Annotated in this window: 17 protein-coding genes; 6 read left to right on the forward strand and 11 right to left on the reverse strand. The window is 62.5% G+C overall.

Annotated features, from left to right (window positions below):
* Nucleotides 1-60: 60 nt before the first annotated feature.
* The 3 genes from N805_RS28100 to pdxH all read left to right on the forward strand — a co-directional run bounded on the left by N805_RS28100 (nucleotide 61) and on the right by pdxH (nucleotide 2,964).
* Nucleotides 61-1,206: an EstA family serine hydrolase gene (locus N805_RS28100; RefSeq protein ID WP_019473751.1), complete on the forward strand. Its 1,146-nt coding sequence runs from the start codon at nucleotides 61-63 to the stop codon at nucleotides 1,204-1,206.
* A gap of 99 nt (nucleotides 1,207-1,305) precedes the next feature.
* Entirely contained in the window at nucleotides 1,306-2,298 is a 993-nt protein-coding gene (locus N805_RS28105; RefSeq protein ID WP_019473752.1) for an OmpA family protein, read from the forward strand.
* Nucleotides 2,299-2,316: 18 nt separating this feature from the next.
* Nucleotides 2,317-2,964: a pyridoxamine 5'-phosphate oxidase gene (gene pdxH, locus N805_RS28110; RefSeq protein WP_019473753.1), complete on the forward strand. Its 648-nt coding sequence runs from the start codon at nucleotides 2,317-2,319 to the stop codon at nucleotides 2,962-2,964.
* A gap of 140 nt (nucleotides 2,965-3,104) precedes the next feature.
* On the opposite strand, the gene N805_RS28115 is transcribed toward pdxH, so the two are convergent.
* The gene (locus N805_RS28115; protein ID WP_019472831.1) at nucleotides 3,105-3,338 is read right to left on the reverse strand and encodes a hypothetical protein; all 234 of its coding nucleotides are present in this window, start codon (nucleotides 3,336-3,338) and stop codon (nucleotides 3,105-3,107) included.
* A gap of 147 nt (nucleotides 3,339-3,485) precedes the next feature.
* On the opposite strand from N805_RS28115, the gene N805_RS28120 reads away from it, so the two are divergent.
* Nucleotides 3,486-3,950: a glycine zipper 2TM domain-containing protein gene (locus N805_RS28120; RefSeq protein ID WP_009684613.1), complete on the forward strand. Its 465-nt coding sequence runs from the start codon at nucleotides 3,486-3,488 to the stop codon at nucleotides 3,948-3,950.
* Between the two features lie 68 nt (nucleotides 3,951-4,018).
* On the opposite strand, the gene nhaA is transcribed toward N805_RS28120, so the two are convergent.
* The 8 genes from nhaA to N805_RS28160 form a co-directional block, all read right to left on the reverse strand.
* Complete coding sequence (gene nhaA / locus N805_RS28125) at nucleotides 4,019-5,194, reverse strand: Na+/H+ antiporter NhaA (RefSeq protein WP_019472830.1); 1,176 nt, start codon at nucleotides 5,192-5,194, stop codon at nucleotides 4,019-4,021.
* 313 nt (nucleotides 5,195-5,507) lie between these two features.
* Nucleotides 5,508-7,115, reverse strand: a complete 1,608-nt coding sequence (locus tag N805_RS28130) for an NAD(P)/FAD-dependent oxidoreductase (protein WP_019472829.1) — start codon at nucleotides 7,113-7,115, stop codon at nucleotides 5,508-5,510.
* Between the two features lie 103 nt (nucleotides 7,116-7,218).
* The gene (locus N805_RS28135; protein WP_019472828.1) at nucleotides 7,219-7,893 is read right to left on the reverse strand and encodes a COG3650 family protein; all 675 of its coding nucleotides are present in this window, start codon (nucleotides 7,891-7,893) and stop codon (nucleotides 7,219-7,221) included.
* A 236-nt stretch (nucleotides 7,894-8,129) separates the two neighbouring features.
* Nucleotides 8,130-8,831, reverse strand: a complete 702-nt coding sequence (locus N805_RS28140) for an ABC transporter ATP-binding protein (protein ID WP_016498257.1) — start codon at nucleotides 8,829-8,831, stop codon at nucleotides 8,130-8,132.
* Nucleotides 8,832-9,599, reverse strand: coding sequence for a high-affinity branched-chain amino acid ABC transporter ATP-binding protein LivG (gene livG, locus N805_RS28145; RefSeq protein ID WP_019473322.1), 768 nt, complete (start codon nucleotides 9,597-9,599; stop codon nucleotides 8,832-8,834).
* Nucleotides 9,596-10,852: a high-affinity branched-chain amino acid ABC transporter permease LivM gene (locus tag N805_RS28150; RefSeq protein ID WP_019473323.1), complete on the reverse strand. Its 1,257-nt coding sequence runs from the start codon at nucleotides 10,850-10,852 to the stop codon at nucleotides 9,596-9,598. Before N805_RS28150 ends, livG begins: the two co-directional genes overlap by 4 nt.
* On the reverse strand, nucleotides 10,849-11,772 hold the full coding sequence (gene livH / locus N805_RS28155) for a high-affinity branched-chain amino acid ABC transporter permease LivH (RefSeq protein ID WP_008097482.1): 924 nt from the start codon (nucleotides 11,770-11,772) through the stop codon (nucleotides 10,849-10,851). Before livH ends, N805_RS28150 begins: the two co-directional genes overlap by 4 nt.
* 185 nt (nucleotides 11,773-11,957) lie before the next feature.
* A complete protein-coding gene (locus N805_RS28160; protein WP_019473324.1) occupies nucleotides 11,958-13,073 on the reverse strand; it encodes a branched-chain amino acid ABC transporter substrate-binding protein in 1,116 nt (371 codons plus the stop codon).
* Nucleotides 13,074-13,432: 359 nt separating this feature from the next.
* Between N805_RS28160 and N805_RS28165 the strand changes: the two genes are divergently transcribed.
* Nucleotides 13,433-13,744 (forward strand): DUF2288 domain-containing protein, encoded by a 312-nt coding sequence (locus N805_RS28165; protein ID WP_019473325.1) that lies wholly within the window; start codon nucleotides 13,433-13,435, stop codon nucleotides 13,742-13,744.
* Nucleotides 13,745-13,915: 171 nt separating this feature from the next.
* Nucleotides 13,916-14,803 (forward strand): NAD(P)-dependent oxidoreductase, encoded by an 888-nt coding sequence (locus N805_RS28170; RefSeq protein WP_019473326.1) that lies wholly within the window; start codon nucleotides 13,916-13,918, stop codon nucleotides 14,801-14,803.
* On the opposite strand, the gene N805_RS28175 is transcribed toward N805_RS28170, so the two are convergent.
* Together N805_RS28175 and rapA are read right to left on the reverse strand one after the other, a co-directional pair.
* Complete coding sequence (locus N805_RS28175; RefSeq protein ID WP_019473327.1) at nucleotides 14,703-16,967, reverse strand: putative bifunctional diguanylate cyclase/phosphodiesterase; 2,265 nt, start codon at nucleotides 16,965-16,967, stop codon at nucleotides 14,703-14,705. The two genes, N805_RS28170 and N805_RS28175, sit on opposite strands and share 101 nt — an antisense overlap.
* Before the next feature lie 294 nt (nucleotides 16,968-17,261).
* The gene (gene rapA / locus N805_RS28180; RefSeq protein ID WP_019473328.1) at nucleotides 17,262-20,108 is read right to left on the reverse strand and encodes an RNA polymerase-associated protein RapA; all 2,847 of its coding nucleotides are present in this window, start codon (nucleotides 20,106-20,108) and stop codon (nucleotides 17,262-17,264) included.
* Between the last annotated feature and the right edge of the window lie 46 nt (nucleotides 20,109-20,154).

A 20,154-nucleotide genomic window follows, 5' to 3' on the forward strand; every position in this document is an offset into this window, starting at 1 on the left:
ACACCCAACTACTGAAACAATGCACACCTTTTTTGGACATGGTCGTACGGAGTACAGCGGGTGCAGATCCAGGGTCACTATGAGCTGAAGTTCGAAGCCGTGCGCGAAGCCTTTGCCGCGCTGTTCGAAGATTCCCAGGAGCGTGGCGCTGCGCTGTGCATCCAGGTCGGTGGCGAAACCGTCGTCGACCTGTGGGCCGGCAGTGCCGACAAGGATGGCCAGCAGGCCTGGCACAGCGACACCATCGCCAACCTGTTCTCCTGTACCAAGACCTTCACCGCCGTCACCACCCTGCAACTGGTGGGCGAGGGCAAGTTGGCCCTCGATGCCCCTGTGGCCAACTACTGGCCCGAGTTTGCCCAAGCCGGTAAACAGTCGATTACCTTGCGCCAGCTGCTCAGCCACCGCGCCGGCTTGCCGGCCATCCGTGAGTTGCTGCCAGCCGAAGCCCTGTATGACTGGCAGGCCATGGTCAATGCCCTGGCGGCTGAAACGCCATGGTGGGCACCCGGTAGCGAACACGGTTATGCCGCCATCACCTACGGCTGGCTGATTGGCGAGCTGATTCGCCGCGCCGATGGCCGTGGCCCTGGCGATTCGATCGTGGCCCGTACCGCCCGCCCGTTGGGGTTGGACTTCCATGTTGGCCTGGCTGACGAAGAGTTCTACCGCGTGGCGCACATCGCCCGTGGCAAAGGCAACCCCGGTGATGCCGCCGCGCAGCGCTTGCTGCAGGTGACCATGCGCGAACCCGAGGCGCTGTCGACCCGTGCTTTCACCAACCCGCCGGCGATCCTGACCAGCACCAACAAGCCGGAGTGGCGGCGCATGCAACAGCCAGCGGCCAATGGCCATGGCAATGCCCGCAGCCTGGCGGGCTTCTATGCCGGTTTGCTGGACGGCAGCCTGCTCGAATCTGAACTGCTGGATGAGCTGACCCGCGAGCACAGCCTCGGCCAGGACCGCACCTTGCTCACCCAGACCCGCTTTGGCCTGGGTTGCATGCTCGACCAGCCCGATGTGGCCAATGCCACCTTTGGCCTCGGCGCCCGTGCTTTCGGCCACCCAGGTGCCGGTGGCTCGGTCGGTTTTGCCGACCCGGAGCACGATGTGGCCTTCGGTTTCGTGGTCAATACACTCGGCCCATACGTGCTTATGGACCCACGGGCCCAGAAGCTGGTGCGTGTGCTTGCCGATTGCCTTTGATCGGGTAATGCGGGTATTGCCTCACCCCTTTGACTATCCTCAATGCCAACGCTTGAAGTGCGTTGGCAAAATCTCTTTCTATTTCATGGTGTATCGCTGATGTCTTCACATAAAACCTTAGCACTCGCCCTGTGCCTGACCGCCGTTACCGGCTGCGCCAGTCATTCTCCGGACGGCTCCAAGGAAGGTGGCTCCAGCTGGTGGCCTTTCGGTTCCGACAAGGTCGCCGAGCAGGAAGTGAAGGCAGCCGTCACTGAAAAAGTGGCCAAGGCCGACGCCAAGTCAGAAAGCGCCAGCCGCTGGTGGTGGCCGTTCGGCGGTGATGACAAGCAAGCCAAAGGGCCGGTCGTGCCGAAGATCGACCAGAAGGCCACCCAGGCCTGGCTGGACGAGTACGAGCCCAAGCTGCGCGAAGCCATCAAGGACAGCAAGCTGGAGTTGGAGCGCCGCGACAATGTGCTGGCGGTAACCCTGCCGGTGGACAGCTCGTACAACCCTGATCGCCCGAACATGCTGCTGCCAATGACCCTCGGCCCGATCACCCGCGTGGCCAAGACCGTCGAAGGTGACCCCAAGACTGCCGTGCTGGTACTGGGCCACGCCGACACCAGCGGTGCTACCGCTGCCAACCAGAAACTCAGCCTGGAGCGCGCCGCCTCGGTGTCGGCCATCTTCCGCCTCAGCGGCTTGCAGCGTGACCGCCTGACCCTCAAGGGCATGGGTTCGGTCATGCCACGCGCCGCCAACGACAGCGCCGAGGGCCGCGCACTGAACCGCCGCGTGGAAATGCTGCTGACCCCGCAGAACACCATGGTCGCGCTGTTGGCCAAGTACCAGCAGGCCGCTCCGACACCTGCACCTGCCTCGATGGTTGCGGTGCAGGATGCCAAGGCACCTGCCGCCAAGGCCGTCGAAAGCAAGCCGGCAGCCAAGAAGCCTGCGGCGAAGAAACCTGTTGCCAAAGCCAAGGCCCCTGCCAAGACTACGGCCAAGAAAACAGCCGCGCCGGCCAAGGCAGCCGCCAAGCCTGCCGCCAAGAAAGCTACCGCTGACAAGAAAGTAGCTGCCAACAGCCCTGCGAAGACCAACTGATCGTCAAGGAACGCAGCAATGACCCAATCCCTGGCCGATATGCGCCGCGACTACACCCGTGATGGCCTGGCCGAAGCCCAGGCCCCGGGGGAGCCGTTTGCCTTGTTCCACCAGTGGTTTGCCGATGCGGTGAAAACCGAGCAGGTACCGGTGGAAGCCAACGCCATGACCCTGGCCACTGTGGACGGCGAAGGCCGCCCGCATTGCCGTGTATTGCTGCTGAAGGGGCTCGACGAGCAGGGGTTCACCTTCTTCACCAACTACGACAGCGCCAAGGGCCAGCAACTGCAAGCCAACCCCTTTGCCGCCATGACCTTCTTCTGGCCTGCGCTGGAGCGCCAGGTGCGCATCGAAGGGCGAGTGGAAAAGGTCACGGCCAAGGAATCGGATGACTACTACCAGGTGCGCCCGCTGGGCAGTCGCCTGGGGGCCTGGGCTTCGCCGCAGAGCCGGGTGATTGCCGGGCGTGAAGAGCTGGAAGGTTTGGTCAAGGCCACCGAAGCACGCTTCTCCGACACCCAGCCGCACTGCCCTGAGCATTGGGGTGGTTATCGCCTGTTGCCTGAGCGCATCGAGTTCTGGCAGGGGCGGGCGAGCCGCCTGCATGACCGGTTGAACTACCGGCTGGTGGATGGGCAATGGCTGCGGGAGCGGCTGGCACCCTGAGAATTTGAGGCTGCTTTGCAGCCCATCGCGACACAAGGCCGCTCCTGCAGGAGAACGTGTCCCCAGCAGCGGGCGCGATCCCCTGTAGAAGCGGCCTTGTGTCGCGATGGGCCGCAAAGCGGCCCCAGTGATCAATCAGACTACCCCGGATACCCCGCCGCCTCGCGCTCCAACCACCCCGCCAGTTGCTTGCGCCCCACCTTCTCCTGCCGCGCCTGCGCCAACCTTGCCAGCATGTACTCACGCTTTTCAGGGTCAGCCCCCGCCAGCGACAACGCCAGGTCACGGTCCATCCAGCGGCGCATGCGCACATATAACCACCCGTGGAAATACAGCCCCGCAACGGTGGTGACCACGACGATGAAGTAATCCATGGCTATCCTTGGTCTCAATTGAAGAGCCTCTGGCACAACCGCACAGGCTGTACCCCGGCTGAATGAAAACAATTTTATTACGTTTGCACCGTGACAGCCGTCAAGGTGCAGCGTCTAATGAGCATCTGACTTATGGAGACTTTACCCATGCGTAAATCCGCTTTGCTGGTGGCGACCTTTACCACCATGTCGCTGTTGCTGGGGGGCTGTGCCTCGAGCCTGACCGGTGACAGCTACTCCCGTGATGAAGCCCGCCGCGTGCAAACCGTGCGCATGGGCACCATCGAATCCCTGCGCCCGGTCAAGATCGAAGGTACCAAGACCCCGATCGGCGGTGGCGCTGGCGCCATCGTTGGTGGCGTAGCCGGCAGTGCTGTAGGCGGTGGCCGTGGCAGCATTGTTGCAGCCGTGATCGGTGCCGTGGCCGGTGGCCTGGCGGGTTCCGCTGCCGAGGAAGGCCTGACCCGCACTCAAGGCGTTGAAATCACCGTGCGCGAGGACGATGGCAGCATGCGTGCCTACGTTCAGGCCGTGCAGGAGAACGAAATCTTCCGCGTTGGCGACCGCGTGCGCATCATGACTGTTGATGGCACCAGCCGCGTTTCGCACTGACCTGGCGCGCTAAGAAAAAACCCCGACATGGCTGCTGCCAGTCGGGGTTTTTTCATGCTTCAGCCACGTCAACCAACACTGGTTTTGCGGCTGGCCATGGCGATGACGGCGTAGCCGATCACTGCGGCGAAGAACGAGCCGGTAAGAATACCCATGCGGTCCATGCCGGCGTAATCGCTGCTACCCGGGGCGAAGGCGAGCGAGCCAACGAACAGGCTCATGGTGAAGCCAATGCCGCAGAGTATCGCCACCCCCAGTATTTGCCCCCAGCCGGCACCCTCAGGCAGCGCGGCCAGGCGCAGCTTGACCGCCAGCCAGGACAGGCCGAAAACGCCCACGGTCTTGCCCAGCAGCAGGCCAACCGCGATGCCCATCGGCACCGGGTGGGTGAAGCTGTCTACGGTCATGCCTGCCAGCGAGACGCCGGCATTGGCGAAGGCGAAAATAGGCAAAATGGCATAGGCCACCCAGGGATGCAGGGCATGCTCAAGGGACAGCAGCGGCGAAGTCTCGGCGTTGCGTGTACGCAGCGGAATGCACAAGGCCAGGGCGACGCCGGCCAGCGTGGCATGCACGCCGCTCTTGAGTACGCAGACCCACAGGATCAGGCCAACGATCATGTACGGCCCAAGCTTGACCACGCCAAGCCGGTTCATCGCTACCAGCGCCACCAGGCAGGCCGCAGCCAGTAGCAGCGACACGCTCGACAGGGTCCCGGAGTAGAACAGGGCGATGACGATGATCGCGCCCAGGTCGTCGATAATCGCCAAAGTCATCAGGAACAACTTCAGCGATACCGGTACGCGTTTGCCCAGCAGGGCCAGCACGCCAAGGGCGAAGGCGATGTCGGTGGCAGTGGGGATCGCCCAGCCGGCCACGGCCGCCGGGTTGTCACGGTTGATGAACCAGTAGATCAGTGCTGGCACCACCATGCCGCCCACGGCAGCAGTGGCAGGCAGGATCACCTGGGCAGGTTTGGACAGGTGGCCGTCGACCACCTCACGCTTGACCTCCAGCCCGATGAGCAGGAAGAACAGGGCCATGAGGCCGTCATTGATCCACAGCAACAAAGGCTTGGCGATATTCAGCGCGCCGACCTGGACGGCGACGGGGACGTCGAGCAGGCCGCTGTACAGGTAGGACAGTGGCGAATTGTTGATGATCAGGGCCAGAACGGCGGCGGCGATCAGCAGCAGACCGCTGGCGGCTTCAAGCTGGAAGAAACGGGTAAACAGGCTACGCACGGGCTATAGGCTCTCCATGAGCAGTTTACGAATGGTACGGGCGTACACCCTAGCCTGTGACGATATGCTTTAAAACAAAAACTATATTCGTTTTTGTTATATGGTGTTGCCGGCTAGGTTGTGTGAAGCCTAGATGCAGATGGGAGGAAAGGGGGGAGGGAAAGTCTGGTGTTTGGGGCGGATAGTTCTGATCCCTGTCAGGGCCTCTTCGCGGGCTCGCCCGCTCCCACAGGTACTGCACAGTTTTCAAATACTGTGCAGTACCTGTGGGAGCGGGCGAGCCCGCGAAAGGGCCCTTGCAGGCGATACAAAATTACAGGCCGAGCATGTCCCGTGCTACCGCCTCGGCGATACGGATACCGTCCACGCCCGCCGACAGAATCCCGCCCGCGTAGCCGGCGCCTTCACCTGCCGGGAACAGCCCTTTAAGGTTCAGGCTCTGGTAGTCCTCACCCCGGGTAATCCGCAGTGGCGACGAGGTGCGTGTCTCGATCCCGGTCAACACTGCATCATGCAGGTTGTAGCCCTTGATCTGCCGGTCGAACGCCGGCAGTGCCTCGCGGATCGCTTCGATGGCGAAGTCTGGCAGGCTCGGCGCCAGGTCACCCAGGGTCACGCCTGGTTTGTAGGACGGTTCGACACTGCCCAGTGCGGTCGATGGCCGGCCGGCGACAAAGTCACCCACCAGTTGCGCCGGGGCCTGGTAGTTGCTGCCGCCCATCACGTAGGCGTGGGCTTCCAGGCGCTCTTGCAGTTCAATACCGGCCAGCGGGCCGCCCGGGTAGTCGCGCTCGGGGTCGATGCCCACGACGATGCCAGAGTTGGCGTTGCGCTCATTACGCGAGTACTGGCTCATGCCGTTGGTAACCACGCGGCCCGGCTCGCTGGTGGCCGCGACCACGGTGCCACCCGGGCACATGCAGAAGCTGTATACCGAGCGGCCGTTCTTGGCGTGGTACACCAGCTTGTAGTCAGCGGCGCCGAGTTTCGGGTGGCCGGCGTACTTGCCCAGGCGCGCCTTGTCGATCAGCGTTTGCGGGTGCTCGATACGGAAGCCGACCGAGAACGGCTTGGCTTCCATGTACACGCCCTTGGCGTGCAGCATACGGAAGGTATCGCGGGCACTGTGGCCAAGGGCCAGGACCACATGGCGCGAGTGCAGCTGTTCGCCACTCTCCAGCACCACACCGGTCAGCTGGCCGTCTTCGACCAGCAGGTCAGTGACCTTCTCCTGGAAGCGTACTTCTGCGCCGAGGGCGATCATGTCCTGGCGCATCTGCTCGACCATGCCGGTGAGGCGGAAGGTGCCGATGTGCGGTTTGTTGATGTACAGGATCTCGTCCGGCGCACCGGCCTTGACGAACTCCTCCAGCACTTTGCGGCCGTGGTGCTGCGGGTCCTTGATCTGGCTGTACAGCTTGCCATCGGAGAAGGTGCCGGCGCCGCCTTCGCCGAACTGTACATTGGACTCGGGGTTGAGCACGCTCTTGCGCCACAGGCCCCAGGTGTCCTTGGTACGCTGGCGCACTTCCTTGCCACGTTCGAGAATGATCGGCTTGAAGCCCATCTGCGCCAACAACAGGCCGGCGAAGATACCGCACGGGCCGAAGCCGACCACGATCGGGCGTTCCTGGATGTCGGCCGGGGCGTGGCCGACGTACTTGTAGGTCACGTCCGGTGCCGGCCCGATGTTGTGATCGTCGGCGAACTTGCTGAGCAGCTCGGCTTCGTTGCTGGCTTCGAGGTCGATGGTGTAGATGAACAGCAACTCGCTGTTCTTCTTGCGTGCATCGTAGCTGCGCTTGAACAGGTTGAAGCTGAGCAGTTGCTCGTCGCGGATGCCCAGGCGCTGGACGATGGCTTCACGCAGCGCTTCGTCGGGATGGTCCAGGGGCAGCTTGAGTTCGGTGATTCGTAGCATGGCAGGGTCCAGTATCCCGGCCATGGGCGGCCGGCGGCTTTACACAAACCGCCAAGTATAAGCTGTTAGCCGCCTCGACTGGCAGGATAAAAGTACCCGGCGATCAGTTGTCACGCGCGCCGCCGTAGTAACCGCAGCCCTGCAGGGTCTTGCCGTCGATGCGCAGCTCGGCACGCAGGTGGCGGATGGCGCCAGTGGCGCTGTCTACGCAGCGCTGCGGCGCGACCCACAGTTCCACGTGCTGGCCGTTGGCTTCGCTGGTGAGGGTCAGGCCACCGCCGGGTACCTCTTCTTCCAGAAACGGCAGCGGCAGGGGCTGTTGGCCAACGCGATCGAGCACCATGCCCTTGCCGCTGGCCTTGATGTCCCACTCTGGCTCATGGCCATTGGCACGCAGGGTCAACTGCTTGAAGTTGGGGTCTTCGCAGGCACGGGTGGAGGGTTCCAGGCGGTACAGCCGGCGTACTTCCATCTGACCATCGTTGTTGGCCTGCTTGCTGCCGGTGAGGCGGCCACGGACGTCGGCGAACAGCTTGTCGTTGGCGTCCTGTGCGAGGTTGGCGGCCTCCTGCAGGATGCCCGTGGCGCCGACGTCGTTGATCACGAACGTGCGGTTTTCGCTGCACGGCTTGAACAGCAGTTGGCCACCGGCGGCACGCAGTTCGCCCTGCATGCGCGTGGTGCCGATGTTCGGGTCGCTTGGGGTATCGGCCATGAGCTGGCAGCCGGCGAATAGGGGCAGCAGGGCGGTGAGCAGCAGGGTGGGGGTGAGGCGCATGGGGCGGGCTCCGGGGATCTTTGCCAAAGAGCTGGCCACGTTACGCAGGCTGGCGGCGGATCACAAGTTAATGGTTGCCTGTGCCGGCCTCTTCGCGGGCTTGCCCGCTACCACAGGTACTGCACGGTTTCCCAAGGCTGTGGCGTTCCTGTGGGAGCGGGCAAGCCCGCGAAGGGGCCGGTACTGGCAATGCATTTCTGGCAGGCATAAAAAAGGGCCCGAAGGCCCTTTCCCGTTTAACCGCCGAGGTACGCGTCGCGCACCTTCGGGTCAGTCAGCAGGGCTTCACCCGTCCCTTGCATCACCACCCGGCCGTTCTCCAGCACATAGGCGCGGTCAGCGACCTTCAGCGCCTGGTTGGCATTCTGCTCCACCAGGAACACGGTCACGCCATCGCGGCGCAGCTGTTCGATGATGTCGAAGATCTGCTGGATGATGATCGGCGCCAGGCCCAGCGAAGGCTCGTCGAGCAGCAACAGCTTGGGCTTGCTCATCAGCGCCCGGCCAATGGCGAGCATCTGCTGCTCGCCACCAGACATGGTGCCGCCCCGCTGGATATAACGCTCCTTCAGGCGCGGGAACAGCTGCAATACCTTGTCCAGCTGCTCCTGATAGTCGCCCTTGTTGGTGAAGAAGCCACCCATCGCCAGGTTTTCTTCGACGGTGAGGCGGGCGAACACGCGGCGGCCTTCAGGCACCACGGCAATGCTCTTGCGCATGATGTGCGAGGACGGCTGGCCGACCAGTTCTTCACCCAGGTACTTGATGCTGCCACTGTGCGCCTGCGGCGAGCCGCACAGGGTCATCAGCAAGGTCGACTTGCCGGCGCCGTTGGCACCGATCAGGGTGACGATCTCGCCCTGGTTGATCTCCACGTTGACGCTGTGCAGCGCCTGGATCTTGCCGTAGAAGGTGGAAACGTTTTCGAACTTCAGCATTTACGCTTCCCCCAGGTAGGCTTTGATCACATCAGGGTTGTCGCGGATCTCTTCCGGCGTGCCGTTGGCCAGGGGGGTGCCCTGGTTGATCACCACGATATGGTCGGAGATGCTCATCACCAGCTTCATGTCGTGCTCGATCAGCAGCACGGTGACGTTGTGCGACTCACGCAGGTAGGCGATCAGTGCCTTGAGGTCTTCGGTTTCCTTCGGGTTCAGGCCCGCCGCCGGTTCGTCGAGCATGATGATGCGCGGCTGGGTCATCATGCAGCGGGCGATTTCCAGGCGGCGTTGCTGGCCGTAGGCGAGGGTGCCGGCGGTACGGTTGGCGAATTCGGTCAGGTTGACCTTCTCCAGCCAGTACTGCGCGCGTTCCATGGCCTCCTTCTCGCTGCGGCGAAAGCTCGGGGTCTTGAACAAGCCGGCGAAGAAGTTGGTGTTCAGGTGACGGTGCTGGGCGATCAGCAGGTTTTCCAGCGCGGTCATTTCCTTGAACAGGCGCACGTTCTGGAAGGTCCGCACCACGCCCTTGCGGGCGATTTGATGGCCGGCCAGGCCCTGGATCGGCTGGCCATCGAGCAGAATGGTGCCGCCGCTGGGTTTGTAGAAACCGGTCAGGCAGTTGAACACGGTGGTCTTGCCGGCGCCGTTCGGGCCGATCAGCGCCACCACCTGTTTTTCCTTGACGGTCAGGGCCACGCCGTTGACCGCCAACAAGCCGCCGAAGCGCATGCTCAGGCCGCTGACTTGCAGAATTTCACGGCTCATCGATGCAGCTCCATGTGTGGACGTTGCATAGGCAGCAAGCCTTGCGGACGCCAGATCATCATCAACACCATCAGCGCACCGAACATCAGCATCCGGTATTCGCTGAACTCACGCATCAGCTCGGGCAGCAGGATCATCACGATGGCCGCGAGGATCACGCCCAGTTGTGAGCCCATGCCGCCAAGCACGACGATGGCGAGGATGATCGCCGACTCGATGAAGGTGAACGACTCCGGTGTCACCAGGCCTTGGCGCGCAGCGAAGAAGCTGCCGGCGAAACCGGCGAAGCAGGCACCCAGGGTAAATGCCGAGAGCTTGATCACGGTCGGGTTGAGGCCCAGTGCGCGGCAGGCGATCTCGTCTTCACGCAGGGCTTCCCAGGCACGGCCGATGGGCATGCGTAGCAGGCGGTTGATGACGAACAGCGCCAGCAGGGCCAGCAGCAGGGCCACCAGGTAGAGGAAGATGACCTTGTTGATCGAGTTGTATTCCAGCCCGAAGAACTCATGGAAGGTCTGCATGCCCTCGGCGGCACGGCGTTCGAAGGTCAGGCCGAAGAACTCTGGCTTGGGGATGTTGCTGATGCCGTTGGGGCCACCGGTCCAGTCGGTGAGGTTGCGCAGGAACAGGCGGATGATCTCGCCGAAGCCGAGGGTCACGATCGCCAGGTAGTCACCGCGCAGGCGCAGCACCGGGAAGCCAAGCAGGAAGCCGAAGGTGGCGGCCATCAGGCCGGCAATCGGCAGGCACACCCAGAAGCTCCAGCCCAGGTAGTGCGAGAGCATGGCGTAGCTGTAGGCGCCGACGGCGTAGAAACCGACGTAGCCGAGGTCGAGCAGGCCTGCCAGGCCGACCACGATGTTGAGGCCCAGGCCCAGCAACACGTAGATCAGGATCAGCGTGGCAATGTCGACCGCACCGCGCGAGCCGAAGAACGGCCACACCAGGGCAGCGACGATCAGGCCAATGATCACATAGCGCTGGGTCTTGGGCAGGGTCAGGTAGTTGCTTACGGCCGGCGGGATCAGCTTGCGATCCGAACGGCTGCCCATCACCGAACTCCACTGCTTGTCGAACAGCACGCGCAGGAACATCAATACCGAGCACACGGCGATGATGCTGAGGGTGAACGAACCCTGGCTGTGCACGACCAGGCTGATGCCGTCGATGCTCAGTTTCAGGCCCAGCACCGGGAAGGCCACGGCCCAGACCAGCAAGGCGCTGAAGAACGCCTGTTTGAGATTTTTGTTCATACTTTTTCAACCTCCGGGCGGCCCAGGATGCCGGTCGGCCGGAATAGCAGGACAAGAACCAACAAGCCGAATGCCACCACGTCCTTGTACTGGTCGCCGAAGATGTCGGCGCCAAACGCTTCGGCCACGCCAAGCACCAGCCCGCCGAGCATGGCGCCCGGGATACTGCCGATGCCACCCAGCACCGCCGCGGTGAAGGCCTTCAGGCCCACCAGGAAACCGGCGTTGGGGTTGATCACCCCGTACTGCATGCTCAGCAGCACGGCCGCCACGGCTGCCAGGGCGGCACCGATGACGAAGGTGAGGGCGATGATGTTGTTGGTGTTGATGCCCAGCAGGTTGGCCATCTTGATGTCCTCCGCGCAGGCACGGCAGGCGCGGCCCAGGCGGGAACGAGAGATGAACAGGGTGAGCAGGGTCATTGCCACGAGGGTGACCACGAACACCAGGATCTGCATGTAGCTGATCAGAACTTCCTCCGCACCGCCTGGCCCGAACGAGAAGCTTCCGGGGATCAGGTTGGGGATGGACTTGTCCTTGGAGTCTTGCGACAGCAAGACGGTGTTCTGCAGGAAGATCGACATGCCGATGGCGGAAATCAGCGGGATCAGACGGTTGCTGTTGCGCAAGGGGCGGTAGGCAACCCGTTCGATACTGTAACCATAGGCACTGGTGACGAAGATCGTCGCGACGAAGGCAACGGTCATCAGGATTGGCAGCGAATGGATACCCATCATGGCCAGGCCCGCCAGGGCGATGAAGGCCACGTAGGAACCGATCATGTACACCTCGCCGTGGGCGAAGTTGATCATGCCAATGATGCCGTACACCATCGTGTAGCCGATGGCGATCAAGGCATAGGTGCTGCCGATGGTCAATCCATTAACCAGTTGTTGGAAGAAATGGTAGATCTCAGGCATTACAGCGCTCCTAAAAACCTGATTTGCATTTCGCTGGCGGGGGTATGCCAGGAAACCGCGGGTGACGGTTTTAAGATTTTCAGGTGAGCTCGCCCCCGGATCGCGGGGGTCGGGCCCATGAACCTCGTAAAACAAAGCCCACTGCTCGCACAGTGGGCTCGTAGGTCAGCTATTTAGTCACGCAGTTACTGAGGGGAGACTTCGGTCTTCGGCTTGCCGAAGTGCCATTCGTAGACCACGAACTTGAAGTCTTTCAGGTCGCCTTTGGCGTCGTACGACAGGTCGCCGGTCGGGGTCTTGAAGGTACCGGCGTGGATGGCCGCTGCCACCTTCTCGGCGTCTTCGGACTTGGCCGCTTTGATGCCTTCGGCGATCAGTTGGACAGCCGAGTAGGCAGGGAACACGAACGGGCCGCTCGGGTCTTTGCCGTCTGCCTTGATGGCGTCGACGATGGCCTTGTTTTCAGGATCGGCGTCGAACGACTTCGGCAGGGTGACCAGCAGGCCTTCGGAGGCGTTCTGGGCGATCTGCGAGATCGAGTCGTTACCCACGCCCTCTGGGCCCATGAACTTGGCTTTCAGGCCTTTTTCCTGAGCCTGGCGCAGGATCAGGCCCAGCTCCGGGTGGTAGCCGCCGTAGTAGACGAAGTCGACGTTGTTCTGTTTGAGCTTCTGGATGATCGAGGAGAAGTCTTTGTCACCGGCGTTCAGGCCTTCGAAGACGGCGACCTTGGTGCCTTTCTGCTCCAGGGTTTGCTTGACCGCAGTAGCGATGCCTTCACCGTACTGCTGCTTGTCGTGCAGCACCGCAACGACCTTCGGCTTGACGTGGTCGGCGATGTAGTTGCCGGCCGCCGGGCCCTGGGCGCTGTCCAGGCCGATGGTACGGAAGATCATTTTGTAGCCACGCGCGGTAATTTCCGGGCTGGTAGCGGCGGGGGTGATCATGATCACGCCTTCGTCTTCGTAAATGTCGGACGCAGGCTGGGTAGAGCTGGAGCACAGGTGGCCAATGACGAACTTGACACCGTCGTTGACCACTTTGTTGGCGACTGCCACGGCCTGTTTAGGGTCGCACGCGTCGTCGTATTCCTTGGCTTCAAGCATTTTGCCATCGACGCCGCCCTTGGCGTTGATGTCCTTGATGGCCTGTTTGGCGCCGATGAACTGCATGTCGCCGTACTGGGTCACAGGACCCGTCTTCGGACCGGCGATGCCGATCTTGATGGTATCGGCGGCAAACGAATGGCTGGCTACCCCGGCCAGTACCATTGCGGCGAACAGCTTGGAAATCTTGATCATAGTGCTCCACTCATTCTGTTGTAATTCTTATAGTCCTGGCGGCCAGGGCTACAGACCGGGCGGGATTTGCGGCGTGGCCATGCCAACGCGCAAGCCCACCTTCCCCCGGAACATGTCCCGGAACTGTACCGGTACAGTGTAGAGCGCTGTTCGAGCGCTTGAAAAGCGGTCAAAAAGTGCCTGTTTCCTGGGTTGTCGCTTGCTCGACAGAAAGATACAAAAAGGCGCCATTAAATTGCCTGTATCTGCGACCCCGCCCCACAAGTTCGGGGTCAATCGACCAAATTACATATTTGTACCCGGGTTTTTCTGCAAAAATGCCGACCTTTTTTATTGGCCGATTTTTGCGGATACCGCCCATGACTGATCAAACAAGCACCCTCTATGCCAAATTGCTTGGCGAGACAGCAATCATCGAGTGGAAGGCGCTGGAGCGTTTCTGGGCCAAGGGTGACCTGATTTGGGTCGACCCCAGCCTGGACCTGATCACAGTTGCCGAAGCGATGGCCGAGAATCGCGGCGAGATCTTCGCCAAGTGGCGTAGTGATGGCACTGTCGGGCCGGTGACGGCCGAGCAGGCACTGGAGCTGCAAAGCCGCGATCCAGAGATCTGGGCAGTGGTGGTTTCGCCGTTCATCGTCATTCAGGTGAAGCGCCCGGTTGATGCATGATCTTTTTTGGTGCGCAAAAATGCGCAGCAGCCCCGTTTTGGTGCTTGAAGGCGTTCAAGGCGGGTAGAGGTAAGTAACAATTCGGCGTGGCGGTAACAGTTTACGGGATGCGTAATGTGTCCAGCGTTCTGATCAGCCTGGAAAATAATTCGAAATAGTCGGGAGTCATTCATGAGCACTGCACTACCTTCGCTTGGATTCGCCGGCATTGGCCTGATGGGCCTGCCCATGTGCCGACGTCTGTTAGCGGCGGGGTACCCGCTGACCGTGTGGAACCGTAGCCCGGACAAGTGCGCCGCGCTGGTCGCCGCCGGCGCGCGCCTGGCTAGCAGCCCCGCGCAACTGTGCCAGGACAGCGACATGGTGATGTTGTGCCTGGCCGACACGGCCGTGGTGCGTGAGGTGGTGTTCGGCGAGCAAGGCATTGCCCTGGGGGGGCGCAGTGGCCAGTTGCTGATCGATTTCTCCAGCCTGGAACCCACCGCCACCCGTGAAATGGCCGCCGAACTCGCAGTACTGTGCGGCATGGCCTGGCTCGATGCTCCGGTGTCTGGCGGCACTCCAGGTGCAGAGGCCGGTACTCTGGCGATCATGGTTGGCGGGGAAGCGGCGGACCTGGAGCGTGCACGGCCAGTGCTGCAGGTGCTTGGTCAGCGGGTGACGCACATGGGGGCGGTGGGGGCGGGGCAGGTGACAAAGGCCTGCAACCAGATGATCGTGGCATGCAATGCCCTGGTGATTGCCGAAGTGGTGGCGCTGGCTGAACAGTCCGGGGTGGATGCGACGCTGATCGCCGAAGCGCTGGCCGGGGGGTTTGCCGATTCCAAGCCGCTGCAGATCCTCGCGCCGCAAATGGCCGAAAGCCGCTTCGAGCCGATCAAGTGGCACGTGCGCACGCTGCTCAAGGACCTCGATGGCGCAGTCAGGTTTTCCCGTGAGCAGGGTTCGGCGACGCCGCTCAGTGGCCTCGCCGCGCAATTGATGCGCCTGCACGGTAGCCAGGGTTACTTGCAAAAAGATCCGGCGACCCTTGTAGAACTGTACCGCAACAAGGGCTGATTACCTCGCGTTGGCGCTGCAGCCGCTCCATTAGCGGCTGTAGGTCGGCCAGCGGCACCGGGCGGCCCAGCAGGTAGCCTTGCAGGTAGTCACAGCCATGGTTCTCAAGGAATGCCTGCTGTTCGACGGTTTCCACGCCTTCGCTGACGACCTGCAAATGCAGGGTATGCGCCATAGCGATTATCGCCTGAACGATCTCGCGGTCTTTCTGACTGCCTGGCACATCCTGCAGGAAGGTACGGTCGATCTTCAGTATGTCCAGCGGCAGGCGCTTGAGGTAGGCCAGTGACGAGTAGCCAGTGCCGAAGTCGTCGATCGACAGCGCCACGCCCAGCGCACGAATGCGCTTGAGCAGGTTGACGGTACGCTGGATGTCGCCCATCAGGGCGTTTTCGGTCACTTCCAGCTCCAGGTGACGAGGCGCGAGCCCGGCGTGGAATAATGCTTTTTCCACTTCGTTGGGGAGTTCGTCGTGGCTGAGGGTTACTGCCGAGCAATTGACCGTCACCTTGATATCACCATGACCGTGGCGCTGCAGGTGCGCCAGGTCGGCACAGGCGTGGCGCATTACCCATAGGTCAAGGTCGATGATCAGGCCATTGGCTTCGGCAATACCGATGAAGCGGTCGGGCCCCAGCAGGCCGTGCTGCGGGTGATGCCAGCGCACCAGGGCTTCGAGCTTGGCCACCTGCCCGCTGCGCATGTCGAAGATGGGTTGGTAATGCACACCCAACCCGCGCTCTTCGAGCAGGGCCAGGCGCAGTTCCTCTTCCAGTTGCAAGGCCAGGGAGGCCTGGGTTTTCAGGCTCTCGTTGAAAAAGTGCAGGCTGTTGCGCCCACTGTCCTTGGACTGGTAAAGGGCCAGGTCGGCATGCTTGAGCAGTTCTTCGGCGCTGGTGCCGTCGTCGGGGAATATGCTGATGCCAATGCTGGTGGTCATGACCATACGCCGGCCACCCAGGTCGATGGGCTCTTTCATCCGTTGCATGATGCGTTGTGCCAGGTGGCGGGCTTCGTCGCAGTTGCCAAGGCTGGTGACCACGCAGAACTCGTCGCCGCCCAGGCGTGCGACCAGGTCTTGATGGCGGGTGGCGGCCTTGATGTGGTTGGCAATCACCTTGAGCAGTTCGTCTCCGGCGTCGTGGCCGAGGCTGTCGTTGATGCGCTTGAAGTGGTCGATATCGAGGACCATCACTGCCAGGCGATTTTCAGTGGCGTGGTGTTCGGCCAGGCGCTCCGCGAACACCTGGTTGAAGCCACGGCGGTTGACCAGGTTGGTCAGGGCATCGTAGTGCGCGGCCTGCTGCAGCGAAGCGCGGGCCTGGTCCAGTTGGCTGAGCAGTACGTTGACCCGGCGCAGGTCGTGCTCCTTGCTCTGCAGCTTCTTGTCGGCCAGTGCGGCGCTGATGCTGGCGCCGCTGATCAGCAGGGTGATAAAGCCAATGCCCAGCGCCAGTTGCAGGCTGTTGTCGCCAGAGGGCAGGCGCAGTGCGGTGTCGGCCGGGATCACCAACGTCATGGCCGACATTGCGGTGAAATGGGTGGCGACGATACCACCGGCCATCAGCAGACTGGCGCCGTACTTCATGGCCTGGTGCAGGGTGCCGCTGCCATTGCTGAAGTAACGGGCCAGGTATAACGCAGCCAGGCTGGTGAGCAGGGCAATGGCGGCAGAGGCCAGCAGCAGGCCAGTCTGGTAATACTGACGGGCGCCGGTTTCCATCGCAGCCATGCCGACAAAGTGCATGAGGATAATACCCAGGCCGATCAGTACGGCGCTTAGCAGGAAGTGCTGCGCGCGCATCTGGCTGCGGTCGAGGCTGCGCATGGTTACCCAGGCGACCGCCAGGGCGATGAGCAGCGAAAGAATGGTCAGGGAGACGTCGTAGTGCACCTCTACCGGCGCCTGGAAGGCAAGCATGCTGATGAAGTGCATGGCCCAGATACCACCGGCCAGGCAGCAGGCGCCAAGCATGTGCCATTGTCGGTGTGCAGTGGGCTCTTCGCTGTGGGACTGGCGCTCGGCCATGTCCAGGGTCGCGAAGCAAGCCGCGCAAGCAACGAAGTAGGCGAGCAAAACCAGAAACGGCTCATGGCGGCAATCGATAACGATACGCCCGGTTGCCGGAAGGTCGGCGAACAGTTGCAGCCCCAGCCATTCCATTGAGTGCCCCATGATCGAGTTTTCACTCGTCTGCGCTACAACCCTGTGCAGACTGTCCAGAGGCAGTATAGGAAGAGGTGTTTAAGCCTTCCTGAATAATGGCACATTGATTCCGACGATTTGGTTATCAACCCAATCGCCAGCAGGCATAAAAAGGGGGCATATAGGTGTGGGAGCAGCCTTGTGCTGCGAAGAGGCCGTATGCCTCACAATAATCTTGTGGGGCATACGGCCTCTTCGCAGCACAAGGCTGCTCCTACAGAGGGTGGTCAGGCCACCAGAGGGCTTGTCAGATCAGCCAGCCACCAGAACGCGAATGGCTTCCAGGCGCAGTGCGGCTTTGTCCAGCATCGCCAGGCCCTCTTCACGCTGCTTGCGCAGGGCGTCGATCTCGCTGTCGCGCACGCTCGGGTTTACCGCTTGCAGTGCCACCAGGCGAGCCAGCTCTTCGTCGGCCTCAGCCGCCAAGCGGCGCTGGGCTTCAGCTACGCGCTCGACGTGGGTCGGCATGATCTTTTCTTCACCGCCGCTGATGCGCTTGGCCAGCACGTCACGCTGGGCCTGGACGAACTTGTTGGCGCTGGCGCGCGGCACGCTTTCGAGCTGCTCGTTGAGGGTTTCGAAGGCAACGCGGGAGGCCAGGTCGTTGCCATTGGCGTCGAGCAGGCAGCGCAGTGCCGCCGGCGGCAGGTAGCGGCCCAGCTGCAGGCTGCGTGGTGCCACCACCTCGCTGACGAACAGCAATTCGAGCAGGACGGTGCCCGGCTTGAGTGCCTTGTTCTTGATCAGCGCCACGGCAGTGTTGCCCATCGAGCCGGACAGCACCAGGTCCATGCCGCCCTGCACCATAGGGTGCTCCCAGGTGAGGAACTGCATGTCCTCACGCGACAGCGCCTGGGCACGGTCGTAGGTGATGGTCACGCCTTCGTCGTCGCCCAGCGGGAAGCTGGCATCGAGCATCTTTTCGCTCGGCTTGAGGATCAGGGCGTTCTCGGAATGGTCTTCGCTGTCGATGCCGAAGGCGTCGAACAGGGTTTCCATGTAGATCGGCAGGGCAAACTGGTCGTCCTGTTCGAGAATGGCCTCGACCAGCGCCTGGCCTTCGCCGGCACCGCCCGAGTTGAGTTCCAGCAGGCGGTCGCGGCCAGTGTGCAATTCTGCCTCCAGGCGCTCGCGCTCGCTGCGGGCGTCGGCCACCAGGGTATCCCAGGCCTTGCTCTCGCCACCTTCAAGCAACGGCAGCAGGCGTGGGCCGAACCGGTGCTGAAGGGCGTTGCCGGTGGGGCAGGTGTTGAGGAAGGCGTTAAGGCCTTCGTGGTACCACTGGAACAGGCGCTCTTGCGGGCTGCCCAGCAGGTACGGGATGTGCAACTGGATGGTGTGCTTCTGGCCGATCCGGTCCAGGCGGCCGATGCGCTGTTCGAGCAGGTCCGGGTGCGCTGGCAGGTCGAACATCACCAGGTGGTGGGCGAACTGGAAGTTGCGGCCTTCGCTGCCGATCTCGGAGCAGATCAGCACTTGCGCACCGAATTCTTCGTCGGCGAAGTAGGCGGCGGCGCGGTCGCGTTCGAGGATGTTCATGCCTTCATGGAACACCGAGGCCGGGATGCCGGAGCGCACGCGCAGGGCGTCTTCCAGGTCCATGGCGGTTTCGGCGTGCGCGCAGATCACCAGCACCTTGGTGCGCTTGAGCATCTTCAGGGTGTCGATCAGCCAGTCGACGCGCGGGTCGAAACGCCACCAGCGCTCGTCTTCAGCCACATCGCCTTGAGCCTGGAAGGCAACTTCCGGGTACAGCTCGGCGTGCTCGCCGGCTGGCAGGTCGCGGTACTGCTCGGGTGTGGCCAGCGGGTAAGGGTGCAGCTGGCGCTCAGGGAAGCCCTGGATCGCCGCACGGGTGTTACGGAACAGGACGCGGCCGGTGCCGTGGCGGTCCAGCAGTTCGCGGATCAGGCGTGCGCTGGCCTGGCTGTCGCCGTCGCTGACCGCAGCCAGCAGGGCTTCGCCTTCGGCACCCAGGAAACCCTGGATGGTGGCGTGGGCCTTGGGCGAAAGCCGGCCTTCGTCGAGCAGTTCCTGCACGGCTTCAGCCACCGGGCGATAGTGCTCGCTCTCGGCGCGGAAGGCCGCCAGGTCGTGGAAGCGGTTGGGGTCGAGCAGGCGCAGGCGGGCGAAGTGGCTGTCCTGGCCAAGCTGCTCGGGGGTGGCGGTGAGCAGCAGCACGCCCGGGATCACCTGGGCCAGTTGCTCGACCAGGCCGTATTCGGCACTGACCTGGTCTTCGTGCCAGACCAGGTGGTGGGCCTCGTCGACGACCATCAGGTCCCAGCCAGCGGCAAACAGTGCGTCCTGGGCCTTTTCGTCGTCGACCAGCCATTCCAGCGCAACCAGCGCCAGCTGGGCATCCTCGAACGGGTTGCTGGCGTCGCTTTCGATAAAGCGCTCGGCATCGAAAAGGGCTACCTGCAGGTTGAAGCGGCGGCGCATTTCCACCAGCCACTGGTGCTGGAGGTTTTCCGGCACCAGGATCAGCACGCGGCTGGCGCGCCCCGACAGCAGCTGGCGATGAATCACCAGGCCAGCCTCGATGGTTTTACCCAGGCCCACTTCGTCGGCCAGCAGTACCCGCGGAGCGCTGCGGTCGGCGACTTCGCGAGCGATGTGCAACTGGTGCGCGATCGGTTGCGCACGGCAGCCACCCAGGCCCCACAGCGCCGACTGCATCTGCTTGCTGGTGTGCTGCAGCGTGTTGTAGCGCAGGCTGAACCAAGACAGCGGGTCGATCTGCCCGGCGAACAGCCGGTCGCTGGCCAGGCGGAACTGGATGAAGTTCGACAGTTGGGTTTCTGGCAGGGTACGCGGCTGGTTTTGCGCGTCCAGGCCGTGGTAGACCATCAGCCCGTCGATGTCATCGACTTCGCGCACGGTCAGCTTCCAGCCCTCGAAGTGGGTGATCTGGTCACCTGGCGAGAAGCGCACGCGGGTCAGCGGCGCGTTGCGCAGGGAATACTGGCGGGTGTCGCCAGTGGCCGGGTAGAGCACGGTCAACAGGCGGCCATCCTGCGCCAGGATGGTACCCAGGCCGAGCTCTGCTTCGCTGTCGCTGATCCAGCGTTGCCCCGGTTGATACTGCTGCGCCATACTGCCTGAACTCCCGCGATGAAAAAGCCGATTATGTTAACGGATC

The sequence above is a fragment of the Pseudomonas putida S13.1.2 genome (assembly GCF_000498395.2).
GTDB lineage: Bacteria > Pseudomonadota > Gammaproteobacteria > Pseudomonadales > Pseudomonadaceae > Aquipseudomonas > Aquipseudomonas putida_Q.